This window comes from Pseudomonas sp. P5_B2 (assembly GCF_056400445.1).
The window spans coordinates 1-12,689 of sequence record NZ_JBFULH010000098.1 but is presented as its reverse complement, the minus strand read 5'-3'; the positions used below and the strand labels follow the sequence as shown (position 1 = coordinate 12,689).

At 59.8% G+C, this 12,689-nt stretch carries 10 protein-coding genes; 4 read left to right on the top strand and 6 right to left on the bottom strand.

The genetic code is table 11. The features are described from left to right. Window positions 1–279 precede the first annotated feature (279 nt). The 3 genes from AC1DRJ_RS11275 to AC1DRJ_RS11265 all read left to right on the top strand — a co-directional run bounded on the left by AC1DRJ_RS11275 (window position 280) and on the right by AC1DRJ_RS11265 (window position 3,533). Complete coding sequence (locus AC1DRJ_RS11275; protein ID WP_477802205.1) at window positions 280–1,467, top strand: acyl-CoA dehydrogenase family protein; 1,188 nt, start codon at window positions 280–282, stop codon at window positions 1,465–1,467. After that, a complete protein-coding gene (locus AC1DRJ_RS11270) occupies window positions 1,464–2,423 on the top strand; it encodes a D-isomer specific 2-hydroxyacid dehydrogenase family protein (protein ID WP_477802204.1) in 960 nt (319 codons plus the stop codon). Before AC1DRJ_RS11275 ends, AC1DRJ_RS11270 begins: the two co-directional genes overlap by 4 nt. 165 nt (window positions 2,424–2,588) lie before the next feature. Further along, complete coding sequence (locus AC1DRJ_RS11265; RefSeq protein WP_477802203.1) at window positions 2,589–3,533, top strand: aliphatic sulfonate ABC transporter substrate-binding protein; 945 nt, start codon at window positions 2,589–2,591, stop codon at window positions 3,531–3,533. Between the two features lie 98 nt (window positions 3,534–3,631). Here AC1DRJ_RS11265 and AC1DRJ_RS11260 read toward each other — a convergent pair whose 3' ends face one another. The 6 genes from AC1DRJ_RS11260 to AC1DRJ_RS11235 all read right to left on the bottom strand — a co-directional run bounded on the left by AC1DRJ_RS11260 (window position 3,632) and on the right by AC1DRJ_RS11235 (window position 11,136). After that, window positions 3,632–5,902 carry a molybdopterin guanine dinucleotide-containing S/N-oxide reductase gene (locus tag AC1DRJ_RS11260; RefSeq protein WP_477802202.1) on the bottom strand — a complete coding sequence of 757 codons (2,271 nt, stop codon included), beginning with the start codon at window positions 5,900–5,902 and terminating at the stop codon, window positions 3,632–3,634. A gap of 78 nt (window positions 5,903–5,980) precedes the next feature. Further along, window positions 5,981–6,775 carry an ABC transporter ATP-binding protein gene (locus tag AC1DRJ_RS11255; protein WP_477802201.1) on the bottom strand — a complete coding sequence of 265 codons (795 nt, stop codon included), beginning with the start codon at window positions 6,773–6,775 and terminating at the stop codon, window positions 5,981–5,983. After that, entirely contained in the window at window positions 6,769–7,767 is a 999-nt protein-coding gene (locus tag AC1DRJ_RS11250; RefSeq protein WP_477802200.1) for an ABC transporter permease, read from the bottom strand. The genes AC1DRJ_RS11255 and AC1DRJ_RS11250 overlap by 7 nt, the downstream gene beginning before the upstream one ends. Continuing rightward, a complete protein-coding gene (locus tag AC1DRJ_RS11245; protein ID WP_477802199.1) occupies window positions 7,754–8,827 on the bottom strand; it encodes an ABC transporter substrate-binding protein in 1,074 nt (357 codons plus the stop codon). The genes AC1DRJ_RS11250 and AC1DRJ_RS11245 overlap by 14 nt, the downstream gene beginning before the upstream one ends. A gap of 29 nt (window positions 8,828–8,856) precedes the next feature. Next, the gene (locus AC1DRJ_RS11240) at window positions 8,857–10,182 is read right to left on the bottom strand and encodes an LLM class flavin-dependent oxidoreductase (protein WP_477802198.1); all 1,326 of its coding nucleotides are present in this window, start codon (window positions 10,180–10,182) and stop codon (window positions 8,857–8,859) included. Window positions 10,183–10,194: 12 nt separating this feature from the next. After that, window positions 10,195–11,136: an aliphatic sulfonate ABC transporter substrate-binding protein gene (locus AC1DRJ_RS11235; RefSeq protein WP_477802197.1), complete on the bottom strand. Its 942-nt coding sequence runs from the start codon at window positions 11,134–11,136 to the stop codon at window positions 10,195–10,197. Between the two features lie 361 nt (window positions 11,137–11,497). On the opposite strand from AC1DRJ_RS11235, the gene AC1DRJ_RS11230 reads away from it, so the two are divergent. Continuing rightward, on the top strand, window positions 11,498–12,689 hold a 1,192-nt coding region (locus AC1DRJ_RS11230), incomplete at its 3' end, for an ABC transporter transmembrane domain-containing protein (RefSeq protein WP_477802196.1).

Here is a 12,689-nt window from a genome sequence, read left to right as displayed (position 1 = left end):
GCTGGCAGACTTGCGCACCGAAGCGAGGCCGCAAAAATAATCGAAGTGAGCGATCAATCCATTGCTGCCGTTGTGCACCGAACCTCCAACCCTGTGGCGAGGGCGCTTGCTCCCGTCGGGTTGCGAAGCGACCCCAATCCCGAAAGCCGCAGGGTTTCAGGCACATCACATCAACGGATTTGCGCCTGCTTCGCAGTCGAGCGGGAGCAAGCTCCCTCACCACAGTTGATCGCAATAAAAAATATCGACACTCACCCTTTTTGTTCGAGTGAATTCACCATGAGTCTTTCCTCCCAACATCCGCCTGCTCTTCGTTCAATCAAAGCAGCCAACTTCGAGACGTTGCTTGAGCGCATCAGCGCTCAACTGGGCGCCAGTGCCCACGTCCATGACGAAAACGGCACCTTCCCCCACGACAACTTCAAGCTATTGCATGAGCACGGCCTCCTCGCGCTGACCATACCGAAAGCCCTGGGCGGTGGTGGCGCGAACCTCGCACAGGCACGCAAGGTCATCCGTGCAATTGCCAAAGGCGAGCCGTCGACGGCGCTGATTCTGGTGATGCAGTACATCCAGCATGTACGACTGCAAGACAATCAAAACTGGCCAGAAGCGTTGCGCTTGCAGGTGGCCCACGACGCCGTGCGCGAGGGCGCGCTGATCAATGCCCTGCGGGTCGAACCTGACCTGGGAACCCCCGCACGCGGCGGTTTGCCCGCCACCATCGCAAGGCGTACAGCGGCAGGCTGGCGAATCAGCGGGCGGAAAATCTACTCCACCGGCAGCCATGGCCTGACCTGGTTCAGCCTCTGGGCGCGCAGCAATGATGAAGATCCGCTGGTCGGTGCCTGGCTGGTGCACAAGGACACACCGGGCATCAGCATCATCGAAGATTGGGATCACCTGGGCATGCGCGCCACGTGCAGCCACGAGGTGGTGTTCGACAATGTGTTAGTGCCGCTGGATCACGCGGTCAGCGTCAGTCGCTGGAGCGCGCCGCAACCTGAACTCGACGGCGATGGTTTGCTGTGGATGTCGGTGTTGCTGTCATCCGTCTATGACGGGGTCGCTCAAGCCGCCCGCGACTGGCTGGTGAGCTGGCTGGAAACACGCAAGCCGTCCAACCTCGGTGCATCGCTGTCGACCCTGCCGCGCTTTCAGGAAACCGTCGGCCACATCGACACCTTGCTGTTCGCCAACCGTAGCCTGCTCGACGCCGCGGCGCAGGGCCACACGCCGACCAGTAACGCGGCGCAACTTAAATACCTGGTGACCGGCAACGCTATTCGCGCGGTTGAACTGGCCATCGAGGCGTCGGGCAATCCCGGTCTGTCACGCAGCAATCCGTTGCAACGGCACTACCGCGATGTGCTGTGCAGCCGCGTCCACACACCGCAAAACGACGCGATTTTGCAAGGCGTTGGCAAAGCCGTCTTCGCCCAGCGCCAGTCAAAGGAACGCCCATGAGCCCGCTCGTTATTGCCAGCCAACTGGACGAAGATTTCAACGAAGTAATCCGCCAGCGACTCGCGCAAACCCACCCCGAGGCCCGCGTCATCGGTGTGCCCACGGGCGTACCCAGCGACTTGCCAGCCGAGGTCAGCATTCTGCTGGCACGGCCGATCAATGTGCGCGGCTATCAGGCGCCGGACACACCGCCACCGGGTTGGCCCTATGGGTTGCAATGGATTCAAGTGGTGTCGTCGGGGATCGATTTCTACCCGAAATGGCTGTTCAACGGCCCGCCGGTCAGTACCTCGCGTGGCAGCGCCGCCGAGAACATCGCGGAGTTCGCCCTGGCCGCGATCTTCGCCGCCGCCAAGCGGCTGCCAGACATTTGGGTGCATGACTCGCAATGGAGTTTCACTGCACTGACGCCACTCAAGGGCAGCACTTTGGGGATTCTCGGCTTTGGTGCCATCGGCCGCAGCTTGGCCACCAAGGCCCTCGCCCTGGGCATCAAGGTGCTGGCGCTGCGCCAGAGTCAGACACCTTTCGAGGTAGAAGGCGTCGAAGCAGCGCGGGATATCCATGATCTGTTTTCCCGCTCCGATCATCTGGTGCTGGCCGCGCSCTTGACCGATGCGACCCGGCACATCGTCGACAGCGCCGTACTCGACAGCGCGAAACCAGGCCTGCACCTGATCAACATTGCCCGGGGTGGTTTGCTCGACCACGAGGCGTTGCTCGAAGCTCTGGAGAGCGGACACATCGGCCTCGCCTCGCTGGACGTCACCGAACCTGAACCGTTGCCGGACGGTCATCCGCTCTACGCCCATTCGCGGGTGCGTCTGTCACCCCACACCTCGGCCATTTCCAGCAACAGCCGCTATGAAATCGCCGACAGCTTCCTGGCCAATCTCGAACGTTTTCTCAATGGCCTGGCCCTGGAGAATCAGGCGAACGCGCAACGCGGGGATTGATTTCAGTCGATCTGCTGTCATCGCCCACTGACCAAGTGGAGGCCCACGAAGAGCGCAACCCTAAACCCACTAAGCTAATGCTTATAAATTATTTATAAATAGATTTTTATAACCATATTCTTCAACACAGAAAGCCCTTTTTTCTTACTGAATGTCGAGCGTGCCATGTCGAAATCCATTGCAAATAGTCATGCGAAACTCCGTCAACCCCTACTCATCAGTCTGGTCGCTGCACTGGCCGCCCTGTCCTTTGCGCTGCCATCCCAGGCCCGCGAAACGCTGCGGATCGGCTACCAGAAATCATCGACACTGATCACGCTGTTGAAGACTCAAGGCACTTTGGAAACAGCCCTTGCGCAACAGAACATTGATGTCAGCTGGCATGAGTTTCCCAGTGGACTGCCACTGCTGGAAGCACTGAATGTCGGCAATGTCGACATCAGTGCGGATGTAGCAGACACCGTGCCGATTTTCGCCCAGGAAGCACCCTCGCCAACAGCCCAGGCGATCGTCGTGCACAAAGACTCGTCGCTGCAACAATTGTCTGATTTGAAGGGCAAGAAAGTTGCGGTAACCAAAGCTGCCGGTGCCCACTATTTGCTGATCGCCGCCTTGAACAAGGCCGGCCTCGCGTTCTCCGATATCCAACCCGCCTACCTGTCACCCGCCGATGGTCGCGCAGCCTTCGAGAATAACAAGGTCGACGCCTGGGTCACCTGGGAACCCTTCCTGACCAGCGCCCAACGGCAACTGCCGACCCGCACCCTGGCTGACGGCACAGGCCTGGCCAGCTACAAGCGCTACTACCTGACCAGCACAAGCTACGCCAACACACACCCCGACGTACTCAAGGTGGTTTATGAGCAACTGGACAAAACCGGTCGGTGGGTAAAGACCAATCCCCTTGAAGCGGCACAAGTGCTCAGCCCACTGTGGGGCAACCTGGGAGTAGAAACCGTCGAGAGCGCCAACACCCATCGCAGCTATCAGGTACAACCGGTAAAAAGCGCCGAGTTGGGTGAACAACAGAAAATCGCCGATGCGTTTTTTGCCGCCGGCTTGTTGCCCAAGGCAGTGGATACGAAGGATGTCGGGATTTGGCGGCCATAAGGCGTAGGTGATATCGAATCCAGGCATTCCAAAAGAGCCCGGCCAGATACCGTAATGCTATTGACTAAAGCGTGACACTGAACCTGTGAGGTGCTCGCTTAAACCATCAACGGCGGCTCGAAAGCGGTGACGGCAGGCAACGCCTGATCCCACTTCACGATCTCCACCGAAGCGGTTTGTGCCGAGCAGCCTTGAGACAAACTCGACGAGCCGACATCGGCCGTGATCATGTTCGGGTTGCCGTGTTTGTCCAAGCTGTTTCGTTCCCCATGAACCAGCGGATCGAACCAGGCCCCGGTGGCGATTTGCACCACACCGGGACGGATTCCATCCGAGACAATCACCCCGGCCAGAAAGGCGCCGCGCTCGTTGAACACCTTGACCACGTCGCCATCGACAATGCCCCGGGCGCGTGCGTCCTCGGTGTTGAGGGTCAGCGGTTCACGCTGGCGGATTTTCGAAGAACGGCTGTAGGCACCGTGATCGTACTGACTGTGCAGACGTGTTTTCGGTTGGTTCGACAGCAACTGCAGCGGGTACGGCGTCAGCGGCTTGTCCAGCCACACCGGGTGACCGGGGCAGTCGGCATAGTCAAAACTGGCGATGCGTTCGGAAAAGATTTCGATCCGCCCCGAAGGGGTCTGCAGTGGGTTCGCGTCCGGATCTTCACGGAAGGACTTGAGCAAGACGGTGTCGGTATCGGGGTAGGCAATTTCGAACAATCCGTCTCGCCAAAAAGCGTCGAAATCTGGCAGTTCAATCCCCTGTTCCTGCGCCCTGCCCCGGGACTCGTCATAGGTAAAGCGCAGCCATGCCTCGGCGTCACGACCTTCGGTGAAGGCGGCGGCGAAACCCAGGCGCTCTGAGATATCGGCGAGGATCGAATAGTCATCCCGGGATTCGCCCACCGGCGCGATTGCCTGGTGCATCGCGATCATGAAGCGGTCCGATGCGGAGCTGCCGATGTCGTTGCGCTCCAGGGCCGTCGTCGCCGGTAACACGATATCCGAATACTTGGCCTGGGCGGTCCAGAACTGCTCATGAACAACGATGGTTTCCGGCCGCTTCCAAGCCTCCAGCAAACGATTGAGGTCCTGATGGTGATGGAAAATGTTACCCCCCGCCCAATAGACAAGGCGGATGTCCGGGTACCGCAACTGCTTGCCGTTGTAGTCGAACGGCGCGCCCGGATTGAGCAGCATGTCGCTCACCCGTGCCACCGGAATGAAATCCTCGACCGGGTTGATCCCTTGGGAAAAGCGTGGGCCGGAAAACGATTTTCGACCGCTGCCGGTGTTGTTCATGCAGCCATAACCCAAGCCGAAACCACCTCCCGGCAAGCCGATCTGACCCAGCAGCGCGGCCAGGGTCACGGTCATCCAGAACGGCTGCTCGCCATGCACAGAACGCTGCAACGAATAGGCGATGTTGATCATGGTCCGCTGGCTGGCCATGCGCCGTGCCAGCGCGGTGATTTGCGGTGCCGCAATGTCCGTCAGCGCCTGTGCCCACAGTGGGTCTTTGGGCTGGCCATCGACATGGCCGAGCAGATACTCGCGAAACTGCTCATAGCCGACCGTGTAGCGCTGAATGAAGTCCTCGTCGAGCAAACCTTCGCTGACCAGCACGAAGGACAGCGCCATCATCAGCGCGGTGTCACTGCCGGGGCGAACCGGCAACCATTGAATGTTTTTCGGTCCGGTCAGATCGTCGCGCAAGGGACTGACATTGATGAACTGCACGCCGGCCTCAGACATGTCTTCCAGCGCGCGGGACAACAGATGCTCACTGGCACCACCGGGACTGGTCTGTGCGTTTTTCGCCGGCAGGCCGCCGAAGGCGATGAACAACTCGCAATGCTGCGCCAGATTTTTCCACGAGGTATGCGCGGCCAGCAACCCATCCATGTTGCCGACAATGTGCGGCATCAGCACCCGTCCTGCGCCAAGGCTGTAGCTGTCTGTGCTAAAAACGTAGCCGCCGAACAGGTTGAGAAAACGGTGCAACTGGCTTTGCGCATGATGGAAACGCCCGGCGCTGCCCCAACCGTAGCTGCCGCCGAAAATGGCCTGGTTGCCTTGCTCGGTCCTGACCCGTTTCAGTTCACTAGCGACCAGGTCCAGCGCCACGTCCCACGACACTTCGACAAAGGGTTCCTGACCCCGCCGTTCGGGATGGGCGCCGGGATTCTCCAGATAGCTGCGGCGCACCGCCGGCCGCAGGATCCGCGTCGGCGACGTAATGGCCTCGGGAATCGAGGCACCGATGGGCGACGGATCCGGGTCCCACTCCACTGGAACCATCGCCTCCAATTTCCCGTCGACGACCTGCGGACGGTACGCCCCCCAATGCAACGAAGTGAAACTCATGGTGCGAAGTATTCCCTATGAAATGTGGCCCCCTTGTCGGAGCGAACATATTGGTGTTTCGTTGTCTCGAACAAGTGATTACCAGCTCTCTCCCAACCCAAGCAGGCCCATGATCTGGCGCCGCAGGTCTACCAGATAAGGATCATCGCGATGACGCGGATACGGCCGTTCGATGGTCAGTTGTGCCTTGATCGCAGCCGGACGGTCACTGAATACAATCACCCGATTGGCCAGCAGCAAGGCTTCTTCGACATCGTGGGTCACCAGCAGCGCGGTGTAGCCCTGGCGTTGCCACAGGTCGATCAGTTCTTTCTGCATGGTGATGCGGGTCAGCGAATCAAGCTTGCCCAGCGGCTCGTCGAGAATCAGCAGACGCGGTTCGTTGACCAGCGCTCGGGCCAAGGCGACGCGCTGGGCCATGCCCCCGGATAGCTGGCGTGGATACGCCCGCGCGAATTGGCTGAGGCCGACTTTTTCCAGAGCGTCATCGACCTTGGCAGAATGGGTTTTGAGCAGGCCTTGGGCTTCCAGGCCAAGGGCGACGTTGTCCCATACGCGCCGCCATGGGTACAAGGTCGGGTCCTGGAACACCACGACCCGGCTCGGGTCCGGGCCGGTAATCGGCGCGCCATCGGCCAGCACCGTACCGGAATCGGCTGGTTCCAGCCCTGCCACCAGTCGCAACAGAGTGGATTTACCGCAACCTGAAGGCCCAAGCAAGGCGACGAACTCACCGGGGGCGACGTCGAGGGAAACCTGCTCCAGTACCGGCAAGCGCTGACCGTCCAGGACAAAACCGTGACTCAACGTGTTAATGCGCAACGCCAGCCCAGGCAAAACCGGGGTGGTCGATGTGAGTGCCAGCGCTACCATTTCACCGCTCCTTTTTGCCAGGCCAACAGTCGGTCACGAATCAGGAACAGCCCGGAGATCAACCCCGAGCAGGACAGTGCCATGATCAATAGCGCCGCGTACATATTGGCGTAGGCCGCCCAACCCTGGGCCCATTGCAAGTACCAGCCGATACCGGATTTGACGCCCATCATTTCCGCGACCACCAGGGTCGAGAACGAGGCACCGAGCCCCATGAACAAACCGACAAACACGTGGGGCAATGCCGCCGGGATCGCCACTTTGAAAATCAGAAAGCCCTGTTTCGCGCCCAGGGTCCGCGCTACGTCGTAATAGGCTTTGTCTACGCTGGCCACGCCGGACCATGTCAGCACCGTCACCGGAAACCACGTCGCCAGGGCGATCAGGAAAACACTGGCACTCCAACTGGAGGGAAACAGAAAAAAGCACAGCGGCAACAATGCCGTCGAAGGCACTGGACCGAGAATGCGCAAGACCGGATGCAGCCAGTAGCCGATGCTGCTCGACCAGCCGATGGCGACCCCGGCGACAAAACCGGTCGCGCCGCCCAACGCCACACCACTGCCCAGCAACAGCGCCGAATGCAGCAAGCTATCCGCCAGGCGCGGCCAATCTTCCACGTACACCGCGAGCAACGCCTGTGGTGGTGCGAAGAAYGGCACCGGCAGCAGGCCCAGCTTGGCGGTCAGCAATTCCCAGATACCCAACAGAATCGGCAACGCGATCAACCAGGCACCCGCGGCACTCATACGACTGGCGACCTTCGCAGACCAGCGACCGACGAGGCCCAACAGTCCGATCAATGCCGCCACTGCCAGACTGAGATTCGCCAGGCCCTGGGTCATTGGCCAAACCCGCGTGGCATTCGGCCAATAGCTGATCAACAACGCGACCGCCACCCACGCAGCCACCGCAATCGCGCCTTGGCGCCACACCTTGAAAGCCCGCTGCGTGGCGGGAGCGGCCAGTGTCGAAAATTCAGCTGAAGACATCGACAGTGATCTCCTTGGCAAACTCGCCGGCGTTAGTGCTCTGGCGAATCACTTCCACGGTTTGCAGGTCAGTGACGTAGGTGGTGATTTCTTTGGTCAGCAGCGCGCCCACGGCATGGTGGCCGTGGGTGTGGTCATGCAGGATCGCTTTGACTTCTTCGACCGAAGTATTCAACGCATGGGCCTGGAAACCCTTGGCCACCGCCTCGGGATTTTTCACCGAATAATCGTGGGCCTCGAGAATCGCTTGGGTCAGCGCCGCGGCCACGCGTTTTTCTTCGCGTACCAATTTGCCGGTGACGCCGACGACGCAGCAACTGAGGTTGGCGTACTCTTCGACCAGGTTGGTGGACAGTTCCTGAGCCTTGCCGGAATTGATCAGGCGGTACATGAACGGGTCACTGCCGCTGACCGCCTGGACTTCACCACGCTCCAGCGCAGTGCCCAACAAGTCGGCCGGGTACAGTCGCCAGTCCACATCGCGCACCGGATCGACGCCGTGTTTTTTCAACAGGATCGAGAAGAAATTGCGGTCCGGACTGGCCATGTCGGTGACGCCGATGGTTTTGCCCTTGAGGTCTTCCAGCTTATGCACGTTACCGTTGACCGCACTGAGCAAACGCAGGCAACCACCATGTGTACCTGCGGTGAGCTTGACGTCGAAGCCCTGCTCCAGCGCCTTGAGCCAACGCAACGCCATACCGACACCGGCATCAGCCTTACCRGTCGCGATCGCTTCAAGCAGCACTTCGGTGGAGTTGCCGAAGTTGACCAGCTCGACATCAAGGTTGTGCTTCTTGAAGAAGCCTTGTCCGTGAGCAACCACCACCGGCGCCAGGCATACCGCATTGAGATTCACCGCCAGTTTCAGCGCACGCGGGGTGTCCAGCCGGATGAACTCACCAGTGCCGGTGGGCTCGGCGCCGGTATCGATGGCGTGTCCAGCATGTTCATCGGTCGCCCAACTGGGGCGCGGCAGCGACATCAACAGTGGGCTCGCCAGGGCGACGCTGGCCATACCCAGCAAGTGACGACGGCTTAATCGATCGAAAACAGCCATTCAAATATCCTTTTGGTTGGTAGAGGTGGTTAGTCTTTCAATTCGCCGAGCCCCAGATGCTCGCGCAGGGTCGAGCCTTCGTAAGCACGGCGGAACAGCCCTTTGCGTTGCAGATGGGGAATCACGCTTTCGACGAATTCGCTGAACGAGCCCGGCAGATAACCCGGCGAGATCACGAAACCATCGCAGCCATCGCCCAGGAACATCTCGGCCAATTGATCGGCGATTTGTGCGCCGGTGCCCACTAGTTGCGGCACGCGTACGCTGCTGGAGAAAATCCGTCCCAGTTGCTCCAGGGTCGTTTCCGCGCCTTGCATCAGCAGCTTTTCGGCGGCAGCAGGATGGATCAATGGCGATTGGGCAACCTCAGCCAGGGTCGCGGATAACGGAAACGGCGACAGATCGACATTGAGCTGTGACGCCAGCGTGACCAGCCCCAACTCCGGACGCGCCAGCGCGTTGTGCCGATCACGCTTGGCCCGCGCTTCGGCTTCGGTGCCACCAATAAACGGCATGACCGCCGTCAGCACTTTGCAGCTGTCAGCCTCGCGGCCCTGTTGCACGACCTGCGCACGCACGTCGTCACGGAAGGCACGCATGGCGGCCAAATGTGGATGAATAGTGAAGATCGCCTCGGCCCAACGCGCGCCGAAACGTCGACCACGTCCAGACGAGCCGGCCTGGATCAGCACCGGCCGACCTTGGGGAGTACGCGGAATATTCAGCGGGCCTTCGACCTTGAACCACTCGCCGTGGTGCTGCACCGAGCGGATCTTCGATGGATCGGCCAGCACTCCGCTCTCGCGGTCGAGCTTGAGCGCGTCTGCTCCCCAACTACGCCACAGCTTCAACGCCACTTCGACAAATTCGTCGGCGCGGTCGTAACGCAGGTCATGTTCCAGGTGCTTGTCCTTGCCGAACAGCCGCCCTTCACTGTCGTTCATCGAAGTGACGATATTCCACGCGGCACGGCCCTTGGACAGGTGGTCCAGGGTGGCGAATTCCCGGGCGATATGCGCCGGTTCGTAATAAGTGGTGGAACGGGTTGCCCCCAGCCCCAGCTTGCTGGTCTGCCCTATCAGGTAAGACAGGATTGGCAACGGGTCCAGGCGCGTCGCGTCCTGGGCGCCATAACGCAAGGCCAGATCCCGGGTGCCACCCATCTGGTCGCCCACCGCAAGGCGATCGGCGAAGAACAAAAAGTCGAACAACCCCTCCTCCACGACTTTCGCCACGCGCGTGTAGTACTCGGGCTCAAGGTAATTGCCGACGGTTTCCGGGTGACGCCACGCCGCGTGGCTGTGGATGACCGGACCGGTCAACAAGAAGGCTGACAGGTGAATTTGACGACTCATGGCAACGCCCCCTTACTTCGCCTTCGGCGTCCAGACAGCGATGTCGGACACCTTCAATGGCTTGGGTGTGAGCTTTGCCGCGTAATAGGTGTCGGCGATGCGTTGCTGCTCGGCCAGTTCATCGACCTTGACCGGGACGATGTCGTAGCTGCGGCGAGTGTTCGCCAACTCGACCGTGGCGGGCGGAATGTTGCCCCACAGCGGCCCGAGGATTTGCGCGGCTTCCTGCGGGTGCRCTTTGACCCATCGCCCGGTCTCGTGCAGGGTATCGAAGGTGACTTGCAGTACGTCCGGATGGGCGTTCGCGAACGTCGACGTCGCCAGGTAGAAGCGGTTGTAATTGGCGACACCGTCCTTGCCATCAGCCAGGACACGCACGTGATGTTCCCGTTGTTGGGTCGCCAGGAACGGGTCCCAGATGGCCCATGCATCGACACTGCCGTTGGCAAATGCTGCCCCGCCATCCGGCGCTTCCAGGTAACGCGGGATGATATCGGCGAGGGTCAATCCGGCTTTCTTTAACGCCGCAATCAACAGAAAGTTGCTGCCAGATCCCTTGGAAACCGCGACAGTTTTGCCTTTCAGATCAGCGACGCTATGGATCGGTGAATTGTCCTGAACGATGATTGCCTGAGCACTGGACGACGGATTTTCCCGCGCGTAGTAGGTCAACGGCGCGTCTGCTGCCTGGGTGAACAACGCAAAGGCGTCCGCTACGTCTGCATGCAAATCGACACTGCCCGCATTCAACGAGCTGAGCAGGCCGGTGCTGAACTCATGCCAGTTGACGGTGAAGCCCAAAGGTTTCAAGCGCTCTTCCAGTTGGCCGCTTTGCTTGAGCAAAATCCATAACGTCGAGGAGCGCTGGTAGCTGATATCGATGGCTTGATCCGCATGAGCCGCTGCTGCGGCGAACAACAGACTGGCGGCGACGATGAGTTTTTTCAACTTCATGAAAAGCCCTGGCATGGGTGGATTCGAGGAGGCTGAGCAAAAATCGGCTCAGTAGAGTGACGTCCCGGCGAGGTTCTGAGGCAGAGCCAGAAAACATAATTGATTATATTAATGACCGATAATTATGAAAGGAACATATAATCATATCGTTATTCCGGTTGCGTCAGCGGTCATGAACCCTGGGCGTCCAGCAGACAGTCAAACGGAATCACCCGATATAAAACGCGAAGGTTGAAACGAGGGATTGCGCAGGAGTACTCCAGGGCAACAGGTCAATAGAGCCATCCCCGCCACTCCACATAACCCTCAACGTGACCTTTAAATGGCAGAATCCCTTAACTTGATCGTTTCGGAGACCACCATGCTTCGCGCATTTGAACAAAGACTTGATCCCTTCCCGCCCGACGAGGTACCACCGCCACCTGAAGGCCTGGCCAAGTTCCTTTGGGCGTGCACCCGGGGCGCCCGCGGCTATATTCTTGCGTTTGCGCTGCTCAGCGCCGCAGTGTCGATCTACGAAGCCTGGCTGTTTTCTTTCCTCGGGCAGGTCGTGGATCTGCTCTCGACCTGGCAGGCCGGTGGTGATGCGGCTGCGCAGGAGAGTCGCGTGTTGTGGGGTATGGGCATCGTGATGCTTACCAGCATCGGGCTGGTGGCGTTGCGTACGATGGTGCAGCACCAGATATTGGCGATCAATCTGCCGTTGCGGCTGCGTTGGGACTTCCACCGCCTGATGCTCCGGCAAAGCCTTTCGTTCTTTTCCGATGAGTTCTCCGGCCGGGTCACCACGAAAGTGATGCAGACTGCGCTGGCCGTGCGCGACGTGCTGTTCACCCTTATCGAGATCGCACCCGGAATCGGGGTGTATTTCATCGCGATCATCGCACTGGCCGGCGGCTTCGCACTGAAACTGATGCTGCCCTTCCTTGCCTGGATCGTGTTGTTCGGGCTGGCCATGCTCTACTTCGTCCCCCGCTTGGGGAAAGTCGGACAGGAACAGGCCCATGCGCGCTCCTCGATGACCGGACGTATCTCAGACGCCTACACCAACATCACGACAGTGAAACTGTTCTCGCATTCCAATCGTGAAGCGCACTTCGCGCGCGCGGCCATGGAGGATTTCAAGCAGACCGGCTTTCGCCAGATGCGTCTGGTCAGCCAATTCGAAATCGTCAACCAAGCATTGGTGGTGGCGTTGATCATGGCAGCAGGCGGTTATGCGCTTTGGCTGTGGCACCTGGGCGAAGTCGGCACAGGTGCCGTGGCGGCGATTACCGCCATGGCGTTGCGTATAAACGGCATGTCGCACTGGATCATGTGGCAAATGACCTCGCTGTTCGAGGGCATCGGCACCTTGCAGGATGGCATGGCAACCCTTACCCGCGGCCCAAAGGTGCAGGATGCGCCGGAAGCGAGCGTCCTGGTGACCGCCGGCGGGGCTGTGACCTTCGACAACGTGAGCTTCAACTACAATGGCGAACGCCAAGTGCTCGATGGCCTGAGCCTGAACATTCGTCCGGGCGAAAAAATCGGCCTGGTGGGCCGATCCGGCG

Coding starts and splice junctions, on each gene's coding strand:
- AC1DRJ_RS11275 (WP_477802205.1), top strand. CDS start 280: ATGAGTCTTTCCTCCCAACATCCGCCTGCTCTTCGTTCAATCAAAGCA.
- AC1DRJ_RS11265 (WP_477802203.1), top strand. CDS start 2,589: ATGTCGAAATCCATTGCAAATAGTCATGCGAAACTCCGTCAACCCCTA.
- AC1DRJ_RS11260 (WP_477802202.1), bottom strand. CDS start 5,902: ATGAGTTTCACTTCGTTGCATTGGGGGGCGTACCGTCCGCAGGTCGTC.
- AC1DRJ_RS11255 (WP_477802201.1), bottom strand. CDS start 6,775: ATGGTAGCGCTGGCACTCACATCGACCACCCCGGTTTTGCCTGGGCTG.
- AC1DRJ_RS11240 (WP_477802198.1), bottom strand. CDS start 10,182: ATGAGTCGTCAAATTCACCTGTCAGCCTTCTTGTTGACCGGTCCGGTC.